The organism is Paenibacillus sabuli (assembly GCF_014705605.1).
Classification (GTDB): Bacteria; Bacillota; Bacilli; order Paenibacillales; family Paenibacillaceae; genus Paenibacillus_D; species Paenibacillus_D sabuli.
This window is the reverse complement of the sequence record NZ_JACXIZ010000012.1, coordinates 77,096-103,384: the sequence shown is the minus strand read 5'-3', so window position 1 is coordinate 103,384 and position 26,289 is coordinate 77,096. Positions and strand designations below refer to the sequence as shown.

Sequence of the window (26,289 nt, the reverse complement as noted above, 5' to 3'; positions counted from 1 at the left end):
TGGGCCATGGCGCAGATCCGATCGGTCGCTAGCGGTTATGTCATGGAAGAGAACGGTCAGGTGGTGGGGCAGGTCGAGGTCGATGCGCATGACGACGGAGTCCTGGAAATCACCCATACGTATGTGAAGGAACGGGTGCGCGGACGGGGGCTCGGCGAGCAATTGATCGAATGCGTCGTACGACAGGCGCGCCGTAACGGGCGTGCCATTGTCCCCTCCTGCCCGTATGCGCTGGCGCTGTTCGAGCGCAAGGCGAGCTATCGCGACGTCTGGCAGCAACGGGCCCATGCATAATTTGCCAACATACCGGATAGACTAGAAGAGGTCCGGCTGCGTCGCATTTGCCCGTTGCAGAGTACTGCTGAACGGAATCAGCAGTATTGTGCAATGGGTGAATTTATGTGTTATGCATGAACGAAGCTCAGAATTACGCAAGGAAATGGAGGTGCAGATCGATGCAAGAAGGAACAGTCAAGTGGTTCAACCCGGAAAAGGGCTTTGGCTTCATTGAAGTGGAGGAAGGCAAGGACGTATTCGTCCATTTCAGCGCCATCACGGGGGAAGGTTTCAAAACCCTCGACGAGGGCCAGCGCGTGGAATTCAACATTGTCGACGGCAGCCGCGGCCCGCAAGCCGAAAATGTCGTGAAGCTGTAAGCGGAAAATGAAGTGTCATGATGCGCCACTGTCCTTTGCCGGGCAGCGCAGCGCAGGTGACGCTACGAGAAATTTCAAACCTAACGCTCTTGCCGCACCGGGCAAGAGCGTTTTTTTTGACGAGTCGGCGCCGATGCCGGCTGAGCCCGCTTCCGGGCCGGTCTTGGCGGCGCACCCTGATGGGCGCTCCCGCTACTCCTGCGCGCCTTCGTCCGAAGCGGATGCCTCTGGATCGGAAGGCTCGGGGCGCGGCTGCGGCGGCGCGTCCTCGAGCATGCGCTCGATGAAGCGTACGGCATTGTCTGGCCGCTGCGCGTCGATCCGGATGCCGACGACCATATCCTGGTAGATGAGCGGCAGATCCTCGGCATGCGGACTATTCGTCAGGTCGATCGCATACACATGCTCCTCGGGCACATCCTCGGTCGAGGTCCGCAGCGCGGCTTCTTCATTGTCCAGGAGCGGTCGGAAGCGCTCCTCGTACGCTTCGTCGATCGGCCGCAGCAGCCCCTGCTGCACGAGACTGGTATAGCTGTTGCGATCCAGGATGTAGACGTCTTTTTTCTCGGAGATGAGCATTAGCACAGCTTTCTGTACCGCTGCCATGTCCATCTCGCTGCGCGTCTCGATCGGCACGTACGTCAGGTCGACGGTAAGGCGCTGCCAGTCCGGAAAATAGTCGAGCAGCGCCTGCTCCAGCGGCGCGGTCTCTTGGCCGCCGTCCTCGGAGTAGAACTGGCCGTGCAGCATGACCGACACGTCGATCGGCGGCAGCGCGGCTTCGCGCTCCTTCTCCGCCTGACGGTCGAGGTAACTGTTAATGCCGAAGCCGATCAGCACGAGGATGACGACCGCTCCGAGCAGATGATATTTGTAATAGGAGAAGAAGTGATCCGTTTTTTGCGCCACGCCGGCCATTTTTCGGTATTTGCCGTACTCCTGACGGTTGTAGGCTTCCGCGGCCTGTTGGTCCTCGTGGGCGAGAATATGCTTGTAAGCGGCGTTGACCGCCGCAAAGTCGATTCGCTCCTCGCCGGGCGGCAGCTCCCCGTCGGACTTAGCCTCCTGCGCGCGATGCTTGCGCACCAGCAGCATGTAGCGCTTCTCCACCTCGGCCTTGTCCGCCGTCTCCAGCAGCCCGAGGCGCTCGTACGCTTGCTTCAATTCATCCAATCGTTGTCACCTCTATCGTGAAATGAAAAAAATGAGTCCGGCTTTCCTATTATTTATTTTACTGTATCGCATGGCAATGAGCAAACGCTTCCGGGGCCATCGGGCCGCTTTGTGCGCCGTCTTGGCCAAGTTGCAATCGATTTGCCACATTTGCCACATTTGCGGGCAGGGAATCGGCGCCCGGCGTGGAAATAGGTAATTCGGTGCCTGACGGGCTGCCGCCGCTCAGCGGCGCAAGCCGAATGTTCAGGCAGAGGAGGAGCAGCACTATGAAAACGATCGATGTCAAGCAGGTGGCCGACGTATTTGGACTGGAGGTCCTGGCCGGCAGCACGCAGATGCATCGCACCATCACCAAGTCGCGGGCCTACCGCCCCGGTTTGGAGTTCGTCGGCTACTTCGACTTCTTTCCGCAGGCGCATGTACAGGTGCTCGGCAAAAAGGAAATCACCTATCTGCACAAGCTGACCGAGCTGGAACGCAATCACCATATCGGCAACATTGTCAAATACCATCCGCCCTGCTTCGTCGTGACGGCCGGACAGGACGGCTTGAAATATCTGACCCGCTACTGCGAGGAGGAGGGCATCCCGCTGCTGCGCACGACCTCGCCCACGAGCGCCTTCCTGGCGCGACTCGACGCGTATCTGACGAAGAGCCTGGCGCCGGAGATGAGCGTGCACGGCGTCTGCGTCAACGTCTCGGGCATTGGCATCCTGCTGCGCGGCAAATCGGGAGTCGGCAAGAGCGAGACTGCCCATACGCTGATCCGGCGCGGGCATCGGCTCGTTGCAGACGACGTCGTCGTGCTCAAAAAGCTGAGCCCGCAGACGATCCTCGGCACGCACGACGAAAAGACGCGCGAGTTCCTCGCATTGCGCAGCGTTGGCCTGGTGAACGTCGTCCGCCTCTACGGCCGCAAGGCATTCCAGGACGAAACGCGAATCACGCTCGATATTGAGTTGACGAAGTGGAAGGACGACGCCCTGAACAACGAGCTCGAACTGGAGCCGGAATTCACCGATTATATGGACGTCAAAATTCCGCATATCGAAATTCAGCTCCAGCCCGGCCGCGACGTCGCCGGGCTGATCGAGGCCGCGGCCAACAACTGGTACTTGCGCCAGCAGGGCTACAGCGCTGCCGAGGACTTCATGAAGCGGCTGGAGGGCGACTTCGAGCAGTAGCGGGTGTGCCTACACGCTCTAGCAAAGGGCGGAAGCATGCCTCCGACGCAGCGGGACGGGAGGCGAGTGGGGTGTGCAGCCTCGGGAGCCTCGGCGAACGGCGGCCTGGAAGAGCGGGGGAGCGCGCCCCGGCGCGAGATGTGTGCGGGGTGAGCTCGGCAGGACGGACGGCGTGAGGAGTGTGCGGGGCGAGCTCGGCAGGACGGGCGGCGTGAGGAGTGTGCGGGGCGAGCTCGGCAGGACGGGCGGCGTGAGATGTGTGCGGGGCGAGCTCGGCAGGACGGGCGGCGTGAGGAGTGCGCGAGGCGAGCTCGGCAGGACGGACGGCGTGAGGAGTGTGCGGGGCGAGCCGCGTAAGGCGTCGTGCTTTTGGCGTGAGGACAACACCGAAAGTGCAGGCCGAACTGCAAAAATGCAGTTCGGCATCGATGCGACGTACATCCCGGGCAGGCGAACTGCATATGTGCAGTTATTTTGCACGAATTCGGCGCTTTTCGTGAATTTTATCTAAAATTAACTGTACTTTTACAGTTCATATGAGAAAAAAGCCGAAACGCCACAAATTAAACTGCACTTTTACATTTCAGAGCGGCCAAGGCAGCAGACAGAATAGCATGAAAAGCAGATAAAGTAGCAAGCAAATAAAGTAGCGGATAGAGTTGCTTCAAGCGACGCCCCTTGTCCCGACGCTGGCCGCGACTCGGCTTGAGGGAGAATGAGACAATTTTCGTGTGCATCCTCCATTGGAGAGCGCAGAATCTCTCTCGGAACGGGCAACGTACAAGACCATTCTCGTTCTCGCACCCGCGGGAAGCAACTGCTGACTACGACAACACAGCTTGTCTACGACAACACAGCTTGTCTACGACAGCACAGCTACAGCCTGTCGAACGCCTGAATGGCGTCGATGGAGGGCGTATATGAGCAAATGCGCGTGCCTTGCTTCGGTCGACTGGGGCGCATATGTCCGCTGGCACACAGCTGCTGCAAGCAGCGCACGGCGGTACGGTGATTGACCGCGAGCTGCAGCTCCACGTCGCGCGGACGCACGGCCCGTCCGAGGCGGTGCGCGAGCAAGAGCGTTTCCCTCTGTATGAGGCTTTGCGCGTTCATTAGCGGCTGCTCGGGCAGATAGCGGCTGATGAAGAGCCGGATCAGCGATTGGACAGCCTCGGGGCGGTGTGCAAGATCGTCATAGGCGATCGAGACGACCCGGAAGCCGAGCGCTTGCAAGAAGGTCTCGCGATTCAATTCCTCGCAGTAGCGGCGGCGGTCCATCTCCCGCACATGCGGGCCGTACCCTTTGATCTCCCAGATGACCTTCCACTGTCCTGGCAGCCAGGCGAAGTCCGCATAGTAAGGGCGTCCGCGCCAATCGAGCACTTCATATTCGGGGTGAAGGTCGTCAAGGCTGCGACGTATTGGCCACCAGATCGTCTCCAAAAACAACTGCTCCCCGTGTCCGTGTCCTCGCGCCAACCGGTCACGGCGCTCCCCGGTTCGCCGGGTCAAGTGGTGTTCGAGCCAGACGCTGTGCGCCTGTTCGTACGCAGTGCCGATGGATGCTTGCATCGTCATACCCTCCAGTTCCAATGTCAGAATGACAGCGATGTCGCCAGCCGCAACCGAGCAGTTGCGAGAAGTCGGCCAGGCGCAAATCGTCAGCCAGGCGCGAATAGCAGCCCGACGCAAATCGTCAGCCAGGCGCAAAAAGCCGGTCAGACGCAAAAAACGCCCCCGTCATCCGCATCGGAATGATCAGGGGCGTGCTTCGCCGCTGTATGGCAAAAGTATACGCGAAGTGAGGCGGCAGCGCAATGTCCAAATTCTATTGCGTTGTGCGAGGACCGGCCTAGTGCGCTGTGCGAAGACCGGCCTAGGCGAGCGATCGGAGCAGCGGCGGACAGCGAGGCGAGTCCGTGAATGGCGCAAAGTCCGCTCCAATCGATAGATGCTGCCGGGCTGCGAATGCACTCGGTTTCGCGGAGGGGGAATGAAGGGGGAGCGGAGCGCGCACGGCGGGGCGTGGAGGGGACGCGCGCGACGGCCGCATTGACACCTTGCATGGGACTCCCTATAATGGGCTTTAACATTCATTAGGTTGACCATACTTTTCCCGACCAAGGAGGCAAGCGGAGTGGCCCACTATTACAATGAACCGTCACGCACCTTTAGCGAGTATCTGCTCGTTCCGAACCTGACGACGAAGGACTGCATGCCGTCGAAGGTATCGCTGCGGACGCCGATTTCCAAGTTCAAGCGCGGGGAGCGCGCGAAGGTTGAATTGAATATTCCCTTTGCCTCGGCGGTGATGCAGGCGGTATCCGATCATAATATGGCGGTGGCGCTGGCGCAGTGCGGAGGCATTTCTTTCATATTCGGCTCCCAATCCGTCGAATCGCAGGCGGAGATGATCCGCAAGGCCAAGAACTACAAGTCCGGCTTCGTCGTCAGCCGCTCCAATCTGACGCCCGAGCATACGCTGCAGGACGTGCTGGACCTGCGCGAGCGCAACGGCCACTCCACGGCGGCGATTACGGACGACGGCACGCCGACAGGCAAGCTGCTCGGCATCGTCACGAGCCGCGACTACCGCGTCAGCCGCGATTCGCCGGACAAGAAGGTGGGCGAATTCATGACGCCGTTCCCCTCGATCATCCACGGCCATGCGGGCATCACGCTGTCCGAGGCCAACAACATGATCTGGGACAACAAGCTCAACTGTCTGCCGATCGTCGACGATCGGCAGAACCTGGTGCATCTCGTGTTCCGCAAGGACTACGATCGGCACAAGGAAAATCCCGGCGAGCTGCTGGACACCAACAAGAGCTACATCGTCGGCGCCGGCATCAATAGCCGCGACTACGAGACCCGCGTGCCGGCGCTCGTCGAGGCGGGCGCGGACATCCTGTGCGTCGACTCCTCGGACGGCTACAGCGAGTGGCAGAGCGAGACGGTGCGCTACGTCAAGTCCACCTGCGACGTGCCGGTCGGTGCGGGCAACGTCGTCGATCGCGAGGGCTTCCTCTACCTGGTCGAGGCGGGCGCGGACTTCGTCAAGGTCGGCATCGGCGGCGGCTCGATCTGCATCACGCGCGAGCAGAAGGGGATCGGCCGCGGCCAGGCCTCGGCGCTGATCGAGGTCGTAGAGGCGCGGGACGAATACTACGCCAGCACGGGCATCTACATCCCGATCTGCTCGGACGGCGGCATCGTGCACGATTACCATATCACGCTGGCGCTGGCGATGGGCGCGGACTTCGTCATGATGGGCCGCTACTTCGCCCGCTTCGACGAGAGCCCGACCAAGAAGCTACGCATCGGCAACAATTACGTCAAGGAATTCTGGGGCGAGGGCTCCAACCGCGCCCGCAACTGGGAGCGTTACGACATGGGCGGCAAGCAGAGCCTCGTGTTCGAGGAAGGCGTGGATTCGTACGTGCCGTACGCCGGCAGCCTGCGCGAGAACATGGACAAGACGCTCAGCAAGATCAAATCGACGATGTGCAATTGCGGCTCGATGACGATCGCCGAGCTGCAGCAAAAAGCGCGAATTACCGTCGTTTCGGCGACCAGTCTGGTCGAGGGCGGGGCGCATGATGTCATCCTCAAGGAAAGCAGTCTGTCGGGGGAATAGGAAAAATAGTACTAAATCCTAAGATCTTGGATATAATAAGGTACGGGCATCTATAGTCTCCTGCTCGGAATCCGGCTTGGTCTGCCGTCATATCGCGGCAAGGCCGCCCCGGATTCTTCGGAACGAACCTTGCTTGGCCTGCTTTAGGCCAGGCTGTGTGGAGGAGGGGTAAAGATGTATTATTCCAAGAAAAACGTGGAGCCTACGCCGGAGGAGGAAACGGCCGTCTGGTCCTGCAGCAGCGAAGGCTGTACGTGCTGGATGCGCGACGACTTCTCTTTTCAGACCCGGCCACTCTGTCCGATCTGCGACTCCCCGATGATCGAGGGATCGAAGCTGCTTCCTGTGCTCAAGCCGTGAATACGGCTTGTCCTGCCCGACCCGAGCGCCCGGCTCTGCTGCTTTTTAGCGGCAGGCCGGGCGCTCGGTCGTATTTTTGTCTACATCATGAGAGGAGTAAGTCTATCATGTCTATCATGAATGAAAAGATACGCGCCGCCGAGGTGAAGCTCGCCGGTCTGGATGGGGAAGACCTGGGCGTCGTCAGCCGCGAGCAAGCGCTCGCGCTCGCGAGAGAAGCCAAGGCGGATCTGGTCTGCACCTCGCTGATGAGCAGTCCGCCGCCGTGCGCGCTCGTGCCGCGCGGCCAGGCCAAGAGCCGGGCGGCGCAGGAGAAGCGCCAGGCCGCTGCCGCAAGCGGCAAGCTGAAATACAAGGAGCTGCGGCTCGGCACGCAGATCGGCGAGCACGACTACGACACGAAGCGCCGTCAGGCGGCCAAGCAGCTCGGCAGCGGCGGCGGGGTGACGCTGGTCGTCCCGCTGCGCGGCAAGGAGGGACCGCAGGCCAAGGCGCTGCTCGAGCGGCTGCTCGGCGATCTGCGGGAGGCAGGACGGCCGACGAGCGGTATCCAGCTCAGCGGCAAGCAGGCGATGGTGCAGGTGGCGCCGCACTGAGGGGGCGACGCCCACCGTTCGTGCCATCGGGCATCGCAGGCGCTGCGGCGCGCCGCTTTTTAAAAAAAACTTTAAGATAGAAGCGCTCCCCGCCGCCCGGGAATGCGGTATAATCGAGGCAACGGCGCGCGACTGGCGCCGTCTATCCAGGAGAGGGAGTGCGCGATTCATGAGCAGCGTCATCAATTTCGCCCATCGGGGGGCGTCGGCCGTCTGTCCCGAGAATACGATGGAAGCGTTCACGGAGGCGGTCCGCTTAGGGGCGACCGGCATCGAGACGGATGTGCAGATGACTGCCGATGGACGGCTCGTGCTGATTCACGACGAGAAGCTCGACCGCACGACCTCGGGCCGCGGCTTGGTCAAGGATATCGCGCTGGACGAGCTGAGCAGGCTCGACGCAGGGGCTTGGCGGGACGAAGCCTTCGCGGGCGCGCGCGTGCCGCTGCTGGAGGAACTGCTGGAGCTGGCGGCGGCGCAGCGGCTGCAGCTCAACCTGGAGCTGAAGAACGGCATCGTCCGCTATCCCGGACTGGAAGAGGCCGTGCTCGGAGCCGTGCGGCAATACGGCCTGCAGGAGCAGGTGGTCATCTCCAGCTTCAATCATTATTCGCTGGTCGCCTGCAAGCAGATCGATCCGGCCGTGCGCACGGGCGCGCTCTATGGCGAAGGGCTGTTCGAGCCGTGGGCGTACGCCCGGCGCATCGGCGCCGACGCGCTGCATGCGCATCATTATGCAGTGCTGCCGGAATGGGTGACAGCCGCCCGGGCGCATGGCGTCGTCTATCATCCGTATACCGTCAACGACCCGGCCCGCATGGACTGGCTGGTGGAGGCGGGCGTGGCGGGCATCATTACCGACGTGCCGGACGTGCTGGCCGGTCTGCTGCGCACGCGCACAGCCGCGTCGCAATGATGGCAGAGCGCATGTCGTGGAAGCGCACATGGCTGCTCGGGGCGGGGTTCTTCAGCATCAGCATGACGTGGGCGCTGTACAATGCGTTCGTGCCCTTCTTCCTCGACGACTTCCTGTCGAGCACGGCGCTGATCGGCTTCATGATGACGCTCGACAATTACTTCGCGCTGTTCCTGCAGCCGTGGATCGGCAACCGCAGCGACCGCACGGCGACGCGCTTCGGACGGCGCATGCCGTATCTGCTGCTCGGGATGCCGCTGGCGGCGCTGTTCGTCGTGCTGATCCCGCTGCATACGAGCTTCCTGATGCTGGTGCTGTTCATGGTGCTGATGAACCTGGCGATGAGCCTGTACCGCTCGCCGACGATCGCGCTCATGCCCGATCTGACGCCTGAGCGACAGCGCACCAAGGCCAACGGCATCATCAACTTCATGGGAGGCGTCGCGGCGATCATCGCATTCGGGGCCGGCTCGGTGCTCTATGCCGCGCATCCGGCGGCGCCGTTCGTGCTGGCGGGCGTCGTCACGCTGCTGGCGCTGCTGATCCTGCGGGCGACGATCCGCGAGCGCCGCGATGCGCTCGTGCCGCCGGCCGAGGCGGGGACGCGCATCCGGCTGCGCGGCGAGCTGGATCGCACGACCGTGCTGCTGCTGGCTGCGATCTTCTGCTGGTTCGTGGCGTATCAGGGCGTGGAGGCGCTGTTCACGCTGTACGGCAAGCATCATCTCGGCCTGAGCGAGAGCGCGTCGTCGTTCTCGTTGACGTTCTTCTCGCTGTTCTTCGTGCTGTTCGCGCTGCCGAGCGGCTGGCTCGGCACCCGCTACGGGCAGAAGCGCGTCATCGGGCTCGGCATCGCCGGGCTGTTCCTGGTGTTCGGGGCGATCCCGCTGGCCGATGGCGTGACGTCGCTGCGCATCCTGCTGGCGCTCGGCGGCCTGTGCTGGTCCTGCATCAACATCAATTCGTATCCGCTCATTGTCGCCACCGGCAGCGACCGCAGCATCGGCACGCGCACCGGGCTCTACTACCTCGTGTCGTCGCTGGCGGCGATCAGCTCGCCGCCGCTGCTCGGACTGGCGATCGACGGCTTCGGCTACGTCTCGCTGTTCGTCTGCGCGTCTGCGGCGATGCTGCTGGCGCTCGGCTTCCTGCTGGCGGTGCGGGCGCCGGGTGAGCGTCGGACAGATGTGGGGGCAGAGGGGTAGCGCGGGCGACGCGCCCGAAGGGGCTCGATGAGCATCGCCAAGGAGCCGGCGGCCCAGCTCCGAGAAGTCACTGCAGTGGGACTGGATCGTCAAGCGCGGCTCGTGAGAAGTCGCGCTTTTTTGGCGATGGATACGGTAGTGCGAGATTCCTTGCGGAGAATGTGACCAAAGGGCGGGCGCATGCGTGTTCATAGCAAAGGGGGAGGTCCGATATGAGCGAGGAGATACAGATCGGGCGCGGGCCGAGCGGTCGCGACGTGCAGACGGCCTATCGGCGCTACGGCGCGATGCTGCTGCGCATCGCCGTAGTCTGTCTGGGCAGCCGCGTCGACGCCGAGGAAGCGGTGCTGGATCGCATCGTGCCCGATCCGGAGCTGACGGAGCGGCTGGAACGGCGCCTGCGCGAGCGGGAGCAAGCCAAGGACGGCCGTAGCCGGCGGCGCCGAATCTCCGGCTCCTGTAGGTCAGCCGCGCCGCCCATAGATTGCGCTCATGTAGTCGGACGGGGCGACGCCGGTCGTCTTGCGGAGGACGCGGCTATAGCGAGCAAAAGAAAAGCCTCCAAATTGGAAGCCTGTGGTATACTATGATGGTCTTGCGATAACCTCGTAATTCTGTCGCTGTGATACAAGGAAGGGACCCTCTCGGTTCACCGCCATTGGGTCCCTTCACTCAACACCGGAGGGGATGCCTCGCGGTTGGTACACTGGGAGCTGTTGGCACAGCTCCCTTTTTCTATTTTAAGAAAAGCATAGGTGTTTTAGACGTGCAATCGTCTAAGCCATTCTTTCGACTTTTGCCGTTTTGTTCTCTATCAGATTTACTCGGCAAGCCTGCCGCCCGCACTCTTCACCTGCGGCGACTCGGGATCGAGCTGCATGAATTCGATGCGATTGCCGTCGGGATCGCGGGCCCAGCACTGCCAGTTGCGGTCCTTGCCCTGCTGTGGCAGGGCGTCGAGCGTCACGCCGCGCTCGCGCAGATGGGCGGCGATCTGCTGGATGTCCTCGACCTCCAGGCACAGGTGGTTGAAGCCGATCTGCCGCGGCTGCGGCTCGGGCCGATGCTGGCCGCCATAGAACAGCTCGATGAATTGCAGCCCCGCCACCTGAATGTAGACGATCCACGGCTTGTCCGCGTTGTCCTTGAGCTCGAACGCTTGCTTGAAGCCGAGCACGCCGCAGTAGAAGTCGAGCGAGCGCTCCATATCCTCCACCACGTAGGCGGTATGTCCAATTCCCTTGATCATCGCTTACACGCTCCCTTATCCATAATATGAGACCGCCGCTACGCCACGAGCTCGAACAGGCGCAGCAGCACGAGGCCGACGATGGCCGTCGCCATGCCGCCGATCTCCAGACGGCCGAAGCGTTCCTTGAGCACGACCCGGCTGTACAGCAGAATAATCAGCACGTTGAGGGCGACGACGGCGGAGACGAGCCCGGTGATGCCGACTGCGAAGGCGTTGATGATGACGATCATGCCGACGGCATTGGTCGTGCCGATCAGCATGCCGGTGAAGAAGGTGCGCCGCGGCGTCCAGCGCCGCGCGGGCGCAGGATTGGCGCTGTCGCTACTCGCTTCGCCGAGGACCGCGTCTGCGGCGGGCGCGCGCATGCGGCGGCTCCGGGCGCGGCGCAGATCCAGCAGCCAGCTGCCGCCGAACCAGAGGCAGCCGGTGACGAACATGCATACGAGCGTCGGGAACAGCTCGGCCTCGAGCCGGGTCGACAGCTTGCCCGCCATGTCGTTGAAGCCGAAGAACAGCATCGCCAGCAGGCCCCACTGCGCGCCCTGCAGATTGCGCAGGCTCAGATCGTTGGAGTAGCGCACGAGCAGGATGCCGGCCACGATCAGCGCGAAGGCGCCGAGCTGCCACACATTGATCGCTTCGCCCCAGACGACATAGGCGAGCAGCAGCACGACGACCGGCGGCAGACCCGTGAGAATGGCGATCAGTGACGCCTTGCCGACGGCAAAGCCCTTGAAAATACAGGCATTGGCCACGAAGGAGAACGTGCCCATCAGCACCCCGGCGAGCGCCGTCGTCTCCCAGGGCTGGCGCAGCAGCAGCGCGGGGACGAGGCAAAGGACTGCGCCGCCGGCGAACACGCCGAGCAGCATCAGGTTGCGCTCGAGCCCTTGCTTGGACGCCCAGTGATACAGCACCCCGCGAAAGCCGAAGCAGACGGCCGCGAGCAGGGCGTAGATTAACCACATATGGATGCAAACTCCCTTGTGTAAAGCAGACTCTCTTCATCCTACGGCCCGGCGCGCGATCCGTCAAGGCAAGCTTGCCGCGCAGCGTCCTTGCTCTGGCAGGCGTCCCGATCAACGCGGCCGTGTTCTCTTATTCGCAATGGGACGGACAGAAACGCCCAATCGGTGCAGGAGGTTGCGTATCAATGTGTCATCTGTTATATTATAACTATAACAAATAAAAATTTGTTAATGGTCAAGGGATGGCAGGCATGAACGCAGGCATGAACGCAGGCCGATCAGCAAAGCACTTACAGAAGTGGGGCAAGTGGGGCAAGTGGGCAAGTGGAGGGAAGGAGTGGGGCAGATGTTCGTAGAGCTCGATCTGCAATCGGAGACGCCAATCTATACGCAGCTGGCGGATCAACTGCTGGCCGGGATCGCGTCGGGCGCACTGCGGCCGGGCGATCCGCTACCGTCCGTACGCAGCCTGGCGGCCGATCTGGGCATCAACCTGCATACGGTCAACAAGGCGTATCAGGTGCTCAAGCAGGAGGGGTTCCTGCAGGTGCATCGCAAGCGAGGCGTCGTGATCAACCCGGACGGCATGCCGGGGGTGACGGCGGCATTCCAGGACCGCTTGCGGCATCAACTGCGTGGCATGGCCGCCGAGGCCGCCGTGCGCGGCATGTCGCAGGAGGAGCTGGCGGAGCTGTGCCGGTCGGTATACGACGAGATCAGGCAATCTGGAGAGGGAGGGAATCGGGATGAATGATGGAATGTGGCTCTGGCTGGCGTTGGTCGATCTGGTGATACTGACCGCCTTCGCGATGCTCGGCATCTGGCAGCGGCGTATCCTGCTCGGCGTGTATGTGCCTCCGGCGCATCGCGGCGACGCCGAGGTCGTGGCGATGCGCCGCAGCTATGTATGGACCGTGGTAGCCGTGCTGGCACTGGTCGCCGCAGCGGGCAGCGTCGCGCTATGGCTTCTGCCGGAGGCGCTGGAGACGGTGCTGGCGGGCACGTTTTCACTCCAGTTCGTAGCCGCCATTGCAGTGTACGGGCGCTTCCATCACCGGGCCCGCGCGCTCAAGGCGCAGGCCGAGTGGGGCGGACCGTCGCAGCCGGCGCGGCGCGTGGCGAGTCTGACCTACCGCCGCGAGCTGGGGCAGCCCGGACTGCGCTGGTATGCCGTGCATCTCGGCGTTGTCGCGGTCAGCGTTGTTGCAGCGGCGCTGATGTGGGACCGCATTCCGGAGGTTTTTGCGATACACTTCAATGTGCGCGGCGAAGCGGACGGCTGGTCCGAGCGGACGGTGCAGGGCGTATTCGGCCAGAATCTGGTCCAACTGGTGTTGATCGCGATCTTCGCCGGCACCGCTACTGCGATCGGACGCATGCGTCAGCAGCTGGACCCGGACGACCCGCAGCGCTCGCTCGCCAAGCGCAAGCAGTACAATCGCCTGTCCGCTTATTTCCTGTGGGCGCTGTCGCTGCTGGTCACGCTGTTCCTGAGCCTGCTGCAGGGCATGACGCTCTACGGCTGGCCGCAGCGCTGGGCGCTCGGCCTGGGCCTGGCTCTGCCGCTGGTCATCCTGATCGCGGTCGGCCTCTTCCTCTACCAGCTGCGGAGCAAGGGGCTGGAGTCGATCGGCGACGAGCAGGCGCAGGCGGACCGCTACTGGCGGCTGGGCGGACTGGTCTACTACAATCCTGCGGATCCCGCGCTCCTCGTGGAGAAGCGCGTCGGCGTCGGCATGACGGTCAACTTCGCGCGGCCGCTCAGCTGGCTGCTGCTCGGAGCGGTGCTGGCGGTGGCCTCGGGAACTGCCCTCATCGCGATCCTGACGAGCGGTTAATAGACTGGTTCGCGCTGGCGATTACGGACAGAATTTGCCATAGCCAGACCGCGGCCGGGGCGATTCATGCTGCATCTGCGCGTGCATGGCAATCCGGACTCGGCTGTGGTATAATCGCAAGCAATGGCATACATGCCGCACGTCCGCCGCGAAGCGGGTGCGGGAGAGGTTATTAGCGACCCTCTATAAAAAACTAAGGAAGAATCGGCCTCCTCCTTGGGGTGCCGATTTTTCCCTTTCTTAAGGAGTGATCGACCATGGCGGAGCAAGCCCTCTTGCAGCCGCACAAGCAGCAGGAAAAAGCGGTCGTCGTATTCAGCGGCGGCCAGGACAGCACGACGTGCCTGTACTGGGCGCTGGAGCGCTTCGCGCACGTCGAGGCAGTGACCTTCAATTACGGCCAGCGGCACAGCCGCGAGCTGGAGTGCGCGGCCGAGATCGCCGCCGAGCTCGGCGTGCCCCATCATATGCTGGACATGGCGCTATTGAACCAGCTCGCCCCGAGCGCGCTGACGCGCCAAGACATCGCCGTCGAAGCGAAGGAGGACGGGCCGCCGAGCACCTTCGTCGACGGGCGCAATCTGCTGTTCCTCTCGTTCGCGGCAGTGCTGGCCAAGCAGCTCGGCGCGAGGCATATCGTGACCGGCGTGTGCGAGACCGACTTCAGCGGCTACCCCGATTGCCGCGATACGTTCATCAAGTCGCTCAATGTCACATTGACGCTGGCGATGGACTATCCGTTCGTCATCGACACGCCGCTGATGTGGCTGGACAAGGCCGAGACGTGGGCGCTGGCGGACCGCCTCGGCGCCTTCGAATTCGTGCGCACGCGCACGCTCACCTGCTACCACGGCATCGTCGGCGACGGCTGCGGCGCGTGTCCGGCCTGCGTGCTGCGGGCCCGCGGTCTGCAGCGCTATCTGGCTGCGAAGGGAGAGGAAGGCGCATGATGCAGCAGATCTACCCGGTGACCGCGCACCCGTATGCCTACGAGCTGAACAAGGATTTTCACTTTGCCGCCGCCCACTACATCCCGAGCGATCAGGCCGGCAAGTGCCGATACGTGCACGGGCATACGTATTTCGCCAATGTGACGGTGGCCGGCGATGCGCTCGACGAATCCGGCTTCCTCGTCAACTTCGCGGACCTCAAGCGGCTCATCCACGACCGCTTCGACCATACGACGCTCAACGACGACGAGGTGTTCGACGACGTCGATCCGCATCGCTTCCCGACGACGGAAGCGACGGCGCGCATCATCGCCGAGCTCGTGCAGGCGCATCTGGACACGCTGCCTCAGCACCCGCGCTGCATCCAGGTGTACCTGCGGGAGACGCCGAGCAGCTACGTCGTCTACCGTCCGCGGCAGGCGGACGCAGGAGCGCAGCGATGACTGAGCGGCGGGGGCAGGAACAAGCGGCGATGCACAGATCGGGTGCGACTGCGCATGCCTCGAACGGATCAAGAGCAAGCGAGCCGGATGCGCATAGCGCCAACGGCGCACGGGCAGTGGATGTCACACTCGCCAACAATGCCCGCTCCACCGGGCAGGAGCGCTTCCCCGTGCTCGAGATCTTCGGCCCGACGGTGCAGGGCGAGGGGCGCGTCATCGGGCGCAAGACACTGTTCGTCCGCACGGCGGGCTGCGACTATGCCTGCGCCTGGTGCGATTCGGCCTTCACCTGGGACGGCTCCGCCAAGGACGAGATCGAGCGGCTGGACGCCGCGCAGATCGTGGAGCGGCTGGCGGAGCTCGGCGGCGAAGCCTTCGCGCATGTCACGCTCTCCGGGGGCAATCCGGCGCTGCTGCCCGGGCTGGGCGAGCTGATCGATGTGCTCCATGCCCGCGGCGCCGAGGTGGCGCTCGAGACCCAGGGCAGCCGCTGGCAGGACTGGTTCGTGCGGATCGACCAATTGACGCTCTCGCCCAAGCCGCCGAGCTCGGGCATGGAGACCGACTGGGCGCGACTCGACGACATCCTCTCGCGGCTCGAAGGCGGGGGCGGGGGCGGCGAGTGGAGCCTCAAGGTTGTCGTCTTCGACGAGATCGACCTGGACTACGCGATCCGGGTGCACGAGCGCTACCCGGACGTGTCGTTCTATGTGCAGCCGGGCAACGCCGACCTGACCGAGCCCGAGCCTGCACGCATGCTGAGCACGCTCGCTGTCCAGTACGAGGCGCTCGTGCAGCGCATCATGGACGAGCCGCGTCTGCAGCGCGTCAGCGTGCTGCCGCAGCTTCACACGTGGCTGTGGGGCAACAAGCGCGGCGTCTGATTGCAGCGTCCGCGTTGCGGCACGCAGCCGGATTCCGGTACGCGGCCGCATCGCGGCGCAGCAGCATTCACGACATCAAGGGAGGGACCGCCGATGAGCGGAAGATCGCAGGAGGAATTGCACGGCGTGACCCATCTGGGCAGCCAGGGCACCTCTTACACGTACAATTATGATCCGGCGCTGCTGGAGGCGTTTGACAACAAGCACCCCGGCCGCGACTACTTCGTCAAGTTCAATTGTCCGGAGTTCACGAGCCTCTGTCCGATGACCGGACAGCCGGACTTTGCCACGCTCTACATCTCCTATATCCCGGATCGGCGGATGGTGGAGAGCAAGGCGCTCAAGCTGTACCTGTTCAGCTTCCGCAACCACGGCGACTTCCACGAAGACTGCGTCAACATCATCATGAACGACCTGATCGCGCTCATGGAGCCGCGCTATATCGAGGTGTGGGGCAAGTTCACGCCGCGCGGCGGCATCTCCATCGACCCGTACTGCAATTGGGGCCGGCCGGGCACCAAGTACGAGGCGATGGCCGAGCATCGGCTGATGAACCACGACCTCTATCCGGAGAAGGTTGATAACCGCTAGGGCCGACAGCCGACGCGATGAAGCTACGATCCGTCAGTCGCCTGCGCCGCAGTCGATCATACGCAATTCAACGTATCGAGAATGTTGTATCGAGTATATCTAGTGTATAGAAAAGCTTGCCGGCCTGGCGGGGCCCGCAAGCTTATTTTGTCTGGTCGAAGCAGGAGGGAGGGGCGGCCGGCGCCGGGGCGTGACGCGTCAAGCATCAAGGCAACTAGCGTCATGCGTCCAGCATAGCAAGTGATGCGCCGACATAGCGAGTGATGCGCTGGCCTAATGGACATGACAGACGCTTAGCGTCGTTTTTTGGCTCCCTTCCAGGTGTAACGGTCATCAGGAGCGCTTAGCGGGGGTGATGGGCTGTGGATGTGGCCGAAATGACCGCTAAGCGTCGCTGGTGTCCATTACAGCATCGGCCGGCTTTTCGCCGATCGCACGGACAGAGCCGGAAACTGTCTCCAAGCGCCATATGCCATAAGCCAAGCGCCAAGCGCCGAACGCCATAAGAACGCCATAAGCCAAGCGCCGCGCGGCGGGACCCGGGGAGGCTCCCGCCGCGCCGCTCGCTTTAAAGGCGTTTAGCTTTTACGGCGTTAACCGTTGATGCCGTTAAGCTGCGATCCGGCATACGGGCCCGCCGCTGCCTCCGCAGATGCCCCGGCCTGTCTCGTCAAGGCATCTTGGTCAAGCCGCGCGAGCTGAGGTACAGCATGTACCACTCCTCGCGGCTCAGCGCTACCTGCTCGGCCTGGGCGCATGCGCGGATACGGTCGGGATTGGCGGTGCCGATGACCGGCTGTATGGCCGACGGGTGCCGCAGCAGCCAGGCGAGCACGATCGCTTCCGGCGCCGTCTCCTTCTCGCGCGCCAGCGTCCGCACCAGCTCGGCCGTGCGCACGACCCGCTCCGGCTGTCCGCCCAGGTCGCGGCCGCTCAGCAGCCCCTTGGCCAGCGGGCCCCAGGCTTGCAACTGGACGCCCTTCATTCGGCAGTGCTCCATTAGCCCCTCCGGGAAGACGCTGTCCCGGGCTTCTGCCTGATTGATGTGCACGCCCGTGTCGACGAATCCGGTCTGCAGTAGGCTCATCTCCATCTGATTGACGATCAAGGGCTCGTCGCAATACGTCTGGAGCAGCTGCATCTGAGCGGCGCTCATGTTGGAGACGCCGAAGTAGCGCACCTTGCCTGCGGTCTTGAGACGGTGGATCGCCTCGGCGACCTCCTCCGGGTCCAGTAGCGGATCGGGACGATGCAGCAGCAGGATGTCCAGATACGCGGTGCCGAGCCGCTCCAGGCTGCTCTCTACGCTGCCGACGATATGGCCGCCGGAGAAGTCGTAGCGGTGGGGGGCTCGATCGCCGCCGGGGAAGCGGATGCCGCACTTGGATTGCAGCACGATCTGCTCGCGCAGCCCGGGCTGCTCCTTGAGCGCGTGTCCGAAGACGCGCTCGGCTTTGCCGTGCTTGTAGACATCCGCGTGATCATACAGTGTGATGCCGCATTCGAGCGCCGCCTCTACGGTCTCGCGGCCCTGCCGCAATTGTTCCGCCGTGATCGGTTCATCGTTCCAGCCGCCTCCGAGCGACATACAGCCCAGCGCCAGCCGGCTATCGGAGATGCCGCGTCGCTGCAAGGGCAGTACAGTAGTCATAGTCGGGTGTGCTCCTCTCGCATGGTCTCAAGTCTGGCCGACCCAGTCGGCCTCGGCGACGTCGCGCCAGCGCGTGCGCATCTGCTCCAGCTCGCCTGCGGTGAGCGGACCGGCCTCCAGCAGCCGCGCATTGGCCGACCAGCGGTCCGGATTGCTCGTGCCGACGATCGCGCAATGCACGCCCGGGATCGACAGTGTGAAGCGCAGCGCCGTCCCGATCGATTCGGCGAGAGGCCGCTCCAGGAACGAATACTTCAGCTGCTGCAGCCGCTCCCAGTAAGGCTGGACATACCCGTTGTCGGGCTTGGCGTCATGCTGCCAGACGGCATTGGCGATCGGCCGCTTCACGACGACGCCCATGCCCGCCGCTGCGGCCAGCGGCAGCGTCAGCTCCGCCGCCTGCTGGTCGGCGATATTCAGCGAGGTCTCCAGCGAGTCGAACAGCCCGCTCTGCACGGCGTAGCGGGCTGCCATGCCGTCGCCGCTGTAGCCGATATAGCGCGTCTTGCCCGCCTGCTTGGCCTGCTGCAGCACCTCGATTACTTCGCCGCGCCGCAGCAGCTCCTCGGAGCAACTGTGCAGGTGAATGACATCCACACGGTCGGTGCGCAACCGCTGCAGGCTGCGGTCGATGCTGCGCGTCAGCATCGCCGGCTCCCAGTCCGGGTCCTCGAAGCCCGCAGCATGTCCGCATTTGGTGAACAGGTAATAATCGTCACGCCGATGCCCGACCGTCTGGCCGATCAGCTCCTCGCTGTTGCCGTAGCACTCCGCAGTGTCGATGACGTTGAGACCGGCGTCGAGCGCACTGCCGAGCAGCCGGTCGGCCTCTGCCGCGCTGACGCCCTGGAAGCCGATCTCGGCCCCGCCGAAACCGAGCGCGGCCACCTCCATGCCGGTCTTGCCGTAGGTGCGTTTTTCCATTTTTTTCGCCTCCTTGTTCCGCGTATGCCTGCTTTTATCTATACCCTTCCCATTATAGGGATAACCGGGACGAAATGTAAGCACTTACTTCAAGTATACCTGGTATACCTGCTTTCCGTTGTATTCATGGTCGGATTGGTTAATTATAATGGAGGATAATGACGAACCGAGGGAGTGTGGAAGGATATGAAGTATCGCAAGCTCGGCAAGAACGGGCCGGACATCTCGGTCATCGGCTTCGGTTCCTGGGCGATCGGCGGGTCCGGGTGGGCCAGCAGTTGGGGCGCGCAGGACGATCTCAAGTCGCAGGAGAGCGTGCGCGCCGCCCTTGATGCCGGCGTGACCTTTTATGATACGGCCGCGGTCTATGGACTCGGCCACTCGGAGGTCGTGCTGGGCCAGGCGCTGGGTACGGATCGGAGCCGCGTCGTGCTGGCGACCAAGTGCGGACTCGTCTGGGGCGAGCAAGGGAAGATCTCCAAGAACGGGACTTACGATTCCGTGTTGCGCGAGGCGGAGGCTTCGCTGAAGCGGCTCGGCACCGACTATATCGATCTCTACCAGATGCACTGGCCGGATACGGATAGCGGCGCACCGGCCGAGGAGACGATGCGGGCGATGGAGAAGCTGGTCCAGGACGGCAAGGTACGCTATGTCGGGGTCAGCAATTACAATGTCGAACAGCTGCAAGCCTCGCTCACAGTGCGCCATGTCGACGCGCTGCAGCCGCCGTACTCGATCCTGCGGCCGGCGGTGGAGGAGCAGGTGCTGCCCTTCTGCCAGGAACAGGGGATCGGCGTGGTCGCATACAGCCCGCTGACGTCAGGCCTGCTCTCGGGCAAGTACAGCTACGACACCACGTTCGATGAAGACGACTGGCGCTCCCGCTCCAAGGCGCACACCGGCGATGGGCTGCGTGCCAATGTCGATCGCGTGGAGCGGCTGGGGGCCATCGCGGAGCGCTACGGCATCACGATGCCGCAGCTCGCGGTCGCCTACGTCCTGGCGCACCCGGCGCTGACGAGCGCGATCGTCGGCGTGCGCAAGCCGGATCATATCCTGGGGGTGCTGCCGGCTGCCGAGGCGGAGCTGAGCGAGGAGACGCTGGACGAGATTAGGCGAATCGCGGTCAGCTAGGCGCGCGCTCGAGGGGGCGTCGAGGACATGATGCTACTGGATGAGTGGTGCGCCGCGGCTTGCGTGGTGCGCGGAAGCCAAAAAAAGCCGCTGACGGACATGTTGTCCGCCAGCGGCTTTTTAGCGAATACGACCAATACGACAGGCCGAGCTTGACACTCTAACGGACATCAGAGGCGCTTAGCGGGCCTGTATGGACCATTTGGAAGTGTAACGGACACGAGAGACGCTTGGCGCACCAAACGTGGCAAGTTTTAGTGACTTTAGGCTTCTAAGCGTCGCTCATGACCGTTAGAGCCGGCCGGGTGCGCGAAATAGCTTCTAAGGACCTCTGGTGTCCGTTAGCGTCGTGTCATCGCCGCGCCAGCCCGCCATGAATCGCCTGAATCACTCGAATTGCCCAATTGCCCCAATCGTCCCGACCGCCCTACCATCGCAGTTCATGGCACCGGGCCGCTACTCCGTCCGCTGCCTGCGATTCGCTACTCCGCCTGCTGCCGCTGGTGGCGGCGGTACTGCTCGGGCGTGACGCCCAGATGCTGCTTGAACATGCGGCTGAAGTGGGCGAGATGCTTGAAGCCGACGCGGAAGGCGACCTCCGTCACCGACAGCTGCGGCTCGAACAGGAACAGGATGCGGGCCTGATTGATTCGGCGCCGGTAGACGAATTCGAAGATCGTGATGCCCGTCACGTCCTTGAAGATCTTCGCCAGGTACGACTTGCTCAAGTGGATATGACGCTGCAGCGTCTCCAGATTGAGATCGTCGGCGTAGTGCGCTTCGAGATACGAGATCATCTCCTGCACGGTCCTCTCCTTGTCGGAGGGCAGGTCGGGCCGCTCCCGCAGCGGCTGCAGGCACTGCTCGTAGATGAAGTGCAGCAGATCGGCGAAGGCCAGACGCATCCGGTTGTCCCCGATGCGATCCCGGCGCTGCTGCTGCCTGTGCATGAAGGCGAGGATGCGCTCGGCCTCTTCCTTCTCCGCGCCGCGCAGGCGCAGCCGATGGTTGCGCAGCTCCTGGAAGGGCTGCAGCACATTGACCGCATACGGCGACTCGAGGTACGGCGCGAGTCCCGCCGGCTCGAAATGGATCGTCGTGCGCACGTACGGATAAGCCGGGTCGGTATGGGGGCAGTGCAGCGTCATGCCGTACATGACGATCAGATCGCCCGGCGCCAGTACGAAGATCTTGTCGCCGATCAGATAGGTGCACTTGCCTTCGTGAAAGTAGTACACCTCATAGTACGAATGCGAGTGCAGCGTGCCGCGCGGAATCGGCCGCGCGGAGCGGTAGGCGTACCCGAGCATGCCGCGATGATCCAGCAAGGCGGGCAGCGCCCATCCCGACTCCGACGCTACTCGATGCGGATCGCTTGCTCTTGCGCCCGCAGACACAGCTCGCCCGCCTTGAATGCATGCGCCTGCGTCATCGCGATCTCGGTCCGATTGAGGCAGTCGAGGATCAGCTCGCCGAAGAACGGATAGCCGACCTTGCCCTGCAGATCGATCTCGCGCTCGCCTTCGCCGTTGACCAGGAACAGCTTGTTGCCGCCGCCGCGCGCCACGTCGACGTACTTGCGCATCTCGATATATCCGTCGGTCCCGAGCAGCAGTGTGCGGCCGTCGCCCCAAGTGGAAAGGCCGGACGGCGTAAGCCAGTCGACGCGGAAGTAGTTGGTCGCGCCGTTGTCGGCCCGCAGCGTCGCATCGCCATAGTCCTCGAGCTCGGGATAATCCTTGCTGTTGTAGTTGGCGACCTTGCTATGCAGTACTTGCGCATCGGATGCGCCGCTGTAGAACAGGAACTGCTCGATCTGATGGCTGCCGATGTCGCACAGGATGCCGCCGTATTGCTCCTTCTCGAAGAACCAGCCCGGGCGGCTCGGCGCGTTGAGCCGGTGAGGTCCAAGGCCGAACACCTGCACGACGCGGCCGATTGCGCCGTCCTGGACGAGCTGTCCGGCGAACACGGCGCATTCCACATGCAGACGCTCGCTGTAGTAGACCATATACTTGCGTCCGGTCGCCGCCGCCGTCGCCTTCGCTTCCTCGAGCTGGGCGAGCGTGGTGAACGGCGTCTTGTCGGTGAAGTAATCCTTGCCGTGCTGCATCACCTTCACGCCGAGCGGTCCGCGCAGATTCGGGATCGCCGCCGCCGCTACGAGCCGCACCTCGGGATCCTGCAGGATCTCCTGCTCGGAGGAGGCGACCGCCACGCCGGGGAATTTGTCGCAGAATTGGCGGACCTTCTCCGGATCGGGATCGTATACCCACTTCAGCGTCGCGCCGGCCTCGGTCAGGCCGTTGCACATGCCGTAGATATGCCCGTGATCGAGCGCCATCGCCGCGAAGCTGAACTCGCCGCTTTCCACGACTGCGTTCGGCTTGCCCTGGGGCGCGTAATTCATGCCGTCCTTGTTGCTCATTCGAATGCTTCCTCCTTTAATTGCACGTGCTTAGAAAATGTTCGGCCACTCTGGCGCTTTTTCACCACACATATAGCTCTCTATAAATCAGTGCGTGCCTTTGACCTCGAGCGTCTGGTAGTCGTCGGCTTTTTTATTCGACTGCGAGGCCGCAATCTGCTCCTGCAGCTTCGTGTAGAACAGGTCCTCGTTGATCGGCAGATCGACCCAATTGTCCGTCCAGGTCGACAGCAGCATCGCATTGGAGAGCGTCAGCCCCTTGATGCCTTCTTCGCCCGGCGCCAGCAGCGGTGTGCCGTTCGCAATGGCGTTGACCCAGTCCTGGGTGATGCCCTTGTGCCCCGGGTTGCCGCCCTTGACCGGAACGTCGCACTTCCAGCACTCCGGCTGGCCGAAGCCGCCCTTGAAGGTCTCGTTGAATTCCGTCTCGGAGACGCGCGTCCGCCAGAATTTGATCTGATCGTCCTCGACGACGATTTTGCCGCGCTCGCCGGTGATCTCGAAGCGGTTGGTGCCCGGCGTCTCGTAGGTCGACGTCACGAACAGGCCGGTCGCGCCGTTCTCGTATTCGACGTAGGCGGTGACGTCGTTCTCGACCTCGATGTTGCGGTGCTTGCCGAAGGCGCAGAAGGCGCGCACGCGCGTCGGCATCATGCCGGTCGTCCATTGCCACAGGTCGAGCTGATGCGGGTCCTGATTGATCAGCACGCCGCCGCCTTCGCCGGCCCAGGTCGCGCGCCAGCCGCCGGAATCATAGTAGCTCTGCGGGCGGTACCAGTTGGTAATGATCCAGTTCGTGCGGCGCACTTCGCCGAGCTCGCCGGAGGCAATCAGGTCCTTCAGCTTGGCGTACAGCGGGTTCGTGCGCTGGTTGTACATGATGCCGAATACCTTGTCGCTCTTGGCGGCGGCTTCGTTCATCTCGCGCACCTGGCGGGTATAGACGCCGGCCGGTTTCTCGATCAGCACATGCATGCCGAGCTCGAGCGCCTTGGCTGCTTGCTCCGGATGGGCATAGTGCGGGGTGCAGATGAGCACGCCGTCAATCGTGCCGGAGGCGATCATCTCCTCCATCGTCTCGAAGCGAGCGACGTGCTCGCCGAGCTCTTCCTTGGCCCAGGCGAGTTGATCTTCGCGCGGATCTGCAACCGCTACCAATTCGCCGCCTTTCACTTCATTTTTGATCAAATATCTGGCGTGTCCGGTCCCCATATTGCCGAGGCCGACAATGCCGATGCGTACATTTGCCATTTCGGTACACCCTTTCGTATTTGGTTGGGATTGCCCCGTTTACAGGGGTTGTGCTCCTCCAATTTTACCATGCGCTCGGGCTCGCGGGCTTTACTTGTGTTATCCGATCTTTTCATTTGATTTGACTGTCAGTGTACTGCTGGGGAGGAGGAGTGGCCGGCGAGGCCTGTCAAAAAGCCCCGTCCGCAGCGGCGAACGGGGCTTTTGCAAGTCGTAGCGGGCCAATGGCTGCGAATGCGATCAGCCAGGCATCATGCTGCGGACCAGCTGCTGCTTGCGGCGCGAGAGCGGGATCGACTTGCAGTCGTCCCTTTTCGAGCCGAAGTACAGATGATCGTCGCCGATCTCGGCGACCTTGGCGACATTGACATAACAGTCGGATTTGACCTTGACGAATCCGCTCTCTTCAATCAGCTTGCCGAGCTGCTCGGCGGACATTCGTTTCTTTATGTGATAATGCCGTCCGTGAAAGCTGACCTGATGATGCGCTCCGACTTTGAAAAAAAGAATGTCCGTCTTGACCTCGAATTCGTACACGTTCTTGGTTTCCAACGCTACACCCATTGTTTCAAGCCCCCCTGCACAAGAGTAAGAATTTAAAATGCACCAACCTTGTTAGCGCTTACATTATAACATAGGTCGGTTGTCCCTGAAAAGCCTTTTTTCTAATCTCTTTAATTTTTGCTAAAATAACAAGCAATATGCTGGAAATGCCGGCAAAGCGAACGTAAAATAAATGCACAACGATTGGGGGCGAGCCGAATGCCGCGATGGCAGCGAATGTATGGATACGGGATGACGCTGGTCATCGCGCTCTGCGTGCTGGCCCAGCTCATCTGGCTGCCGGATCCGATTCGGATCGGGAGCTGGTACTGGATCGATCTGCTGGATGTGCTCGTCTACGCGCTGCTCGGTCCGCCCGTGCTGTGGTTCCTGGGGGCGTATCTGGGCTTCCGGGCGGCGCGGAGGGAGACCAAGGCGCTGCTGGGGCGTCCGCGCCGCAGACGGCGCATACGCGGCTATAGCCTGCTGCTCTTCGCGGATGTGATGCGGCGCGGCATGATCATGGCGGCATCGGCGGGCGCGGTGCTGGTTATCGCCTTGATGCTGATCGAGATGAAGCTGAGCCTCTCGCTGCTGCTCGCAGCCGGTGTGCTGCTCGGCGGGACCTGGCTGCTGGCCGTATGGGATATGGCATCGCGCGAGCGCGAGATCCGCGGCGGCGTTCCTTGGCGGAGCCTGCTACAGCTCGGAGCTTCGGCGACGTTGCTGGCGCTGCTGTTCTGGCCGACCTCCTCTCTGGTGACCTACCCCGGATTGACGATGAATATGAACCGCTATGCCCTGGTGGAGGGCGGCACGCCCAAGGGCGAGATCACCGGCGTGCTCGTCTTCGACCGCCCGGCATTCCCGGCGGACTGGCTGTATGCGGAGCTGTTCCCTCATTATGTATTTCGTCCGATTGCGGGGCTGGGCATGTCGCTCGGCTCGTATGAGACGCTCGTGCGCGACATGAAGCGCGAGGCCGACGAGCTCGGTGCGGCGGTCGCGTTCGAGGCGGCTGGAGTGGGCCAAGGGGCGGTGTCCTACGGCGCGAGAGTGACCCAGGTCCAGGTCGGAGGTCCGGCCTACGGTCAGCTCCATCCCGGCGATGTCATCGTCGAGCTCAACGGTCTGCCGGTCGCGACGGTGCTCGATCTGACGGACCGGATGCGGCTCGTGCTGCCCGGAGAGACGGCCAGCGTCACGATTCAGCGCGGCGGCGGCCGCCAGACGTTCGAGCTGGAGACCGTGCAGCACCCGAGCGACGAATCGCGAGCGGCGGTCGGCATTGAGGTGGTCAATGCGCTTCAGCTTGATTTGCCGCGCGACGTGGTTTTCGGCTCGTATTTCGCCCACGAGGGCGGTCCTTCGCACGGGGCCGCGCTCGCCCTGACCCTGACCGACCAGCTCACGCCGGGCGGGGTCACCTACGGCAATCGCGTCGTCGTCACCGGCACGATTGCCGCAGACGGGGCGATCGGCCGGATCGGCGGCATCCGGCAGAAGGCGTTTGCGGCCGAGCGTACCGGAGCCAATGTGTTTTTTGTGCCGCGCGGCCAGGAGCTCGCCGCACAGGAGGGGGCGCGCTATCTGACGATCGTACCGGTCGACAATCTCGCCCAGATCCTGGAGTGGCTGAAGCAGCATCCGCGGTGAATAGGCGGGAGAGCCGCCGCAATGGGAATACTAGGGGAATCAA

27 protein-coding genes are annotated in these 26,289 nt (G+C 62.9%); 17 read left to right on the top strand and 10 right to left on the bottom strand.

The features are described from left to right. Positions 1 to 6 precede the first annotated feature (6 nt). Together IDH44_RS06305 and IDH44_RS06300 are read left to right on the top strand one after the other, a co-directional pair. Complete coding sequence (locus tag IDH44_RS06305) at positions 7 to 294, top strand: GNAT family N-acetyltransferase (RefSeq protein WP_190915801.1); 288 nt, start codon at positions 7 to 9, stop codon at positions 292 to 294. A 161-nt stretch (positions 295 to 455) separates the two neighbouring features. Then, on the top strand, positions 456 to 656 hold the full coding sequence (locus tag IDH44_RS06300; protein WP_190915800.1) for a cold-shock protein: 201 nt from the start codon (positions 456 to 458) through the stop codon (positions 654 to 656). A 192-nt stretch (positions 657 to 848) separates the two neighbouring features. Here IDH44_RS06300 and IDH44_RS06295 read toward each other — a convergent pair whose 3' ends face one another. Beyond that, on the bottom strand, positions 849 to 1,829 hold the full coding sequence (locus IDH44_RS06295) for a J domain-containing protein (RefSeq protein ID WP_190915799.1): 981 nt from the start codon (positions 1,827 to 1,829) through the stop codon (positions 849 to 851). Between the two features lie 269 nt (positions 1,830 to 2,098). Between IDH44_RS06295 and hprK the strand changes: the two genes are divergently transcribed. Next, the gene (gene hprK / locus IDH44_RS06290) at positions 2,099 to 3,016 is read left to right on the top strand and encodes an HPr(Ser) kinase/phosphatase (protein WP_190915798.1); all 918 of its coding nucleotides are present in this window, start codon (positions 2,099 to 2,101) and stop codon (positions 3,014 to 3,016) included. 876 nt (positions 3,017 to 3,892) lie between these two features. Here hprK and IDH44_RS06285 read toward each other — a convergent pair. Further along, positions 3,893 to 4,588, bottom strand: coding sequence for a hypothetical protein (locus IDH44_RS06285; RefSeq protein ID WP_190915797.1), 696 nt, complete (start codon positions 4,586 to 4,588; stop codon positions 3,893 to 3,895). A gap of 565 nt (positions 4,589 to 5,153) precedes the next feature. On the opposite strand from IDH44_RS06285, the gene IDH44_RS06280 reads away from it, so the two are divergent. The 6 genes from IDH44_RS06280 to IDH44_RS06255 all read left to right on the top strand — a co-directional run bounded on the left by IDH44_RS06280 (position 5,154) and on the right by IDH44_RS06255 (position 10,320). After that, entirely contained in the window at positions 5,154 to 6,653 is a 1,500-nt protein-coding gene (locus IDH44_RS06280; protein ID WP_190915796.1) for an IMP dehydrogenase, read from the top strand. A 174-nt stretch (positions 6,654 to 6,827) separates the two neighbouring features. Next, positions 6,828 to 7,013, top strand: a complete 186-nt coding sequence (locus tag IDH44_RS06275; RefSeq protein WP_190915795.1) for a cold-shock protein — start codon at positions 6,828 to 6,830, stop codon at positions 7,011 to 7,013. A 107-nt stretch (positions 7,014 to 7,120) separates the two neighbouring features. After that, the gene (infC, locus tag IDH44_RS06270; RefSeq protein ID WP_190915794.1) at positions 7,121 to 7,609 is read left to right on the top strand and encodes a translation initiation factor IF-3; all 489 of its coding nucleotides are present in this window, start codon (positions 7,121 to 7,123) and stop codon (positions 7,607 to 7,609) included. Between the two features lie 169 nt (positions 7,610 to 7,778). Then, on the top strand, positions 7,779 to 8,525 hold the full coding sequence (locus tag IDH44_RS06265; protein ID WP_190915792.1) for a glycerophosphodiester phosphodiesterase: 747 nt from the start codon (positions 7,779 to 7,781) through the stop codon (positions 8,523 to 8,525). A gap of 11 nt (positions 8,526 to 8,536) precedes the next feature. Beyond that, positions 8,537 to 9,730: an SLC45 family MFS transporter gene (locus IDH44_RS06260; RefSeq protein ID WP_190915790.1), complete on the top strand. Its 1,194-nt coding sequence runs from the start codon at positions 8,537 to 8,539 to the stop codon at positions 9,728 to 9,730. A 212-nt stretch (positions 9,731 to 9,942) separates the two neighbouring features. Beyond that, positions 9,943 to 10,320, top strand: a complete 378-nt coding sequence (locus tag IDH44_RS06255; protein WP_190915788.1) for a hypothetical protein — start codon at positions 9,943 to 9,945, stop codon at positions 10,318 to 10,320. Between the two features lie 230 nt (positions 10,321 to 10,550). Here IDH44_RS06255 and IDH44_RS06250 read toward each other — a convergent pair whose 3' ends face one another. Together IDH44_RS06250 and IDH44_RS06245 are read right to left on the bottom strand one after the other, a co-directional pair. Then, on the bottom strand, positions 10,551 to 10,979 hold the full coding sequence (locus tag IDH44_RS06250; protein WP_190915786.1) for a VOC family protein: 429 nt from the start codon (positions 10,977 to 10,979) through the stop codon (positions 10,551 to 10,553). Between the two features lie 38 nt (positions 10,980 to 11,017). Then, positions 11,018 to 11,950: an EamA family transporter gene (locus tag IDH44_RS06245; protein ID WP_190915784.1), complete on the bottom strand. Its 933-nt coding sequence runs from the start codon at positions 11,948 to 11,950 to the stop codon at positions 11,018 to 11,020. 346 nt (positions 11,951 to 12,296) lie between these two features. On the opposite strand from IDH44_RS06245, the gene IDH44_RS06240 reads away from it, so the two are divergent. The 6 genes from IDH44_RS06240 (at position 12,297) to queF (ending at position 16,656) form a co-directional block, all read left to right on the top strand. Beyond that, complete coding sequence (locus tag IDH44_RS06240) at positions 12,297 to 12,704, top strand: GntR family transcriptional regulator (protein ID WP_190915783.1); 408 nt, start codon at positions 12,297 to 12,299, stop codon at positions 12,702 to 12,704. Next, positions 12,697 to 13,788, top strand: a complete 1,092-nt coding sequence (locus tag IDH44_RS06235; protein ID WP_190915781.1) for a DUF5808 domain-containing protein — start codon at positions 12,697 to 12,699, stop codon at positions 13,786 to 13,788. Before IDH44_RS06240 ends, IDH44_RS06235 begins: the two co-directional genes overlap by 8 nt. A 257-nt stretch (positions 13,789 to 14,045) precedes the next feature. Then, positions 14,046 to 14,738, top strand: a complete 693-nt coding sequence (gene queC / locus IDH44_RS06230) for a 7-cyano-7-deazaguanine synthase QueC (RefSeq protein ID WP_190915778.1) — start codon at positions 14,046 to 14,048, stop codon at positions 14,736 to 14,738. Beyond that, a complete protein-coding gene (queD, locus tag IDH44_RS06225) occupies positions 14,735 to 15,181 on the top strand; it encodes a 6-carboxytetrahydropterin synthase QueD (protein WP_190915776.1) in 447 nt (148 codons plus the stop codon). Before queC ends, queD begins: the two co-directional genes overlap by 4 nt. Further along, positions 15,178 to 16,065 (top strand): 7-carboxy-7-deazaguanine synthase QueE, encoded by an 888-nt coding sequence (gene queE / locus IDH44_RS06220; RefSeq protein WP_223869422.1) that lies wholly within the window; start codon positions 15,178 to 15,180, stop codon positions 16,063 to 16,065. The genes queD and queE overlap by 4 nt, the downstream gene beginning before the upstream one ends. Positions 16,066 to 16,158: 93 nt before the next feature. Continuing rightward, positions 16,159 to 16,656 (top strand): preQ(1) synthase, encoded by a 498-nt coding sequence (gene queF / locus IDH44_RS06215; protein WP_190915774.1) that lies wholly within the window; start codon positions 16,159 to 16,161, stop codon positions 16,654 to 16,656. A gap of 670 nt (positions 16,657 to 17,326) precedes the next feature. Here the strand turns inward: queF and IDH44_RS06210 are convergent. Continuing rightward, entirely contained in the window at positions 17,327 to 18,307 is a 981-nt protein-coding gene (locus IDH44_RS06210; RefSeq protein ID WP_190915772.1) for an aldo/keto reductase, read from the bottom strand. Positions 18,308 to 18,334: 27 nt separating this feature from the next. After that, positions 18,335 to 19,231, bottom strand: a complete 897-nt coding sequence (locus IDH44_RS06205) for an aldo/keto reductase (RefSeq protein ID WP_190915770.1) — start codon at positions 19,229 to 19,231, stop codon at positions 18,335 to 18,337. A gap of 186 nt (positions 19,232 to 19,417) precedes the next feature. Here IDH44_RS06205 and IDH44_RS06200 point away from each other — a divergent pair, with 186 nt between their 5' ends. Further along, a complete protein-coding gene (locus tag IDH44_RS06200; protein ID WP_190915749.1) occupies positions 19,418 to 20,368 on the top strand; it encodes an aldo/keto reductase in 951 nt (316 codons plus the stop codon). Positions 20,369 to 20,850: 482 nt separating this feature from the next. Here IDH44_RS06200 and IDH44_RS06195 read toward each other — a convergent pair whose 3' ends face one another. The 4 genes from IDH44_RS06195 to IDH44_RS06180 all read right to left on the bottom strand — a co-directional run bounded on the left by IDH44_RS06195 (position 20,851) and on the right by IDH44_RS06180 (position 24,611). Further along, positions 20,851 to 21,765: an AraC family transcriptional regulator gene (locus IDH44_RS06195; protein WP_317890124.1), complete on the bottom strand. Its 915-nt coding sequence runs from the start codon at positions 21,763 to 21,765 to the stop codon at positions 20,851 to 20,853. Further along, positions 21,726 to 22,796: a Gfo/Idh/MocA family protein gene (locus IDH44_RS06190; RefSeq protein WP_190915747.1), complete on the bottom strand. Its 1,071-nt coding sequence runs from the start codon at positions 22,794 to 22,796 to the stop codon at positions 21,726 to 21,728. The genes IDH44_RS06195 and IDH44_RS06190 overlap by 40 nt, the downstream gene beginning before the upstream one ends. An 87-nt stretch (positions 22,797 to 22,883) precedes the next feature. Then, on the bottom strand, positions 22,884 to 24,047 hold the full coding sequence (locus IDH44_RS06185; protein ID WP_190915744.1) for a Gfo/Idh/MocA family protein: 1,164 nt from the start codon (positions 24,045 to 24,047) through the stop codon (positions 22,884 to 22,886). 240 nt (positions 24,048 to 24,287) lie between these two features. Next, positions 24,288 to 24,611 (bottom strand): LytTR family transcriptional regulator DNA-binding domain-containing protein, encoded by a 324-nt coding sequence (locus IDH44_RS06180; protein WP_190915743.1) that lies wholly within the window; start codon positions 24,609 to 24,611, stop codon positions 24,288 to 24,290. Positions 24,612 to 24,809: 198 nt separating this feature from the next. Between IDH44_RS06180 and IDH44_RS06175 the strand changes: the two genes are divergently transcribed. Then, positions 24,810 to 26,246, top strand: coding sequence for a PDZ domain-containing protein (locus tag IDH44_RS06175; RefSeq protein WP_190915741.1), 1,437 nt, complete (start codon positions 24,810 to 24,812; stop codon positions 26,244 to 26,246). Positions 26,247 to 26,289: the final 43 nt, after the last annotated feature.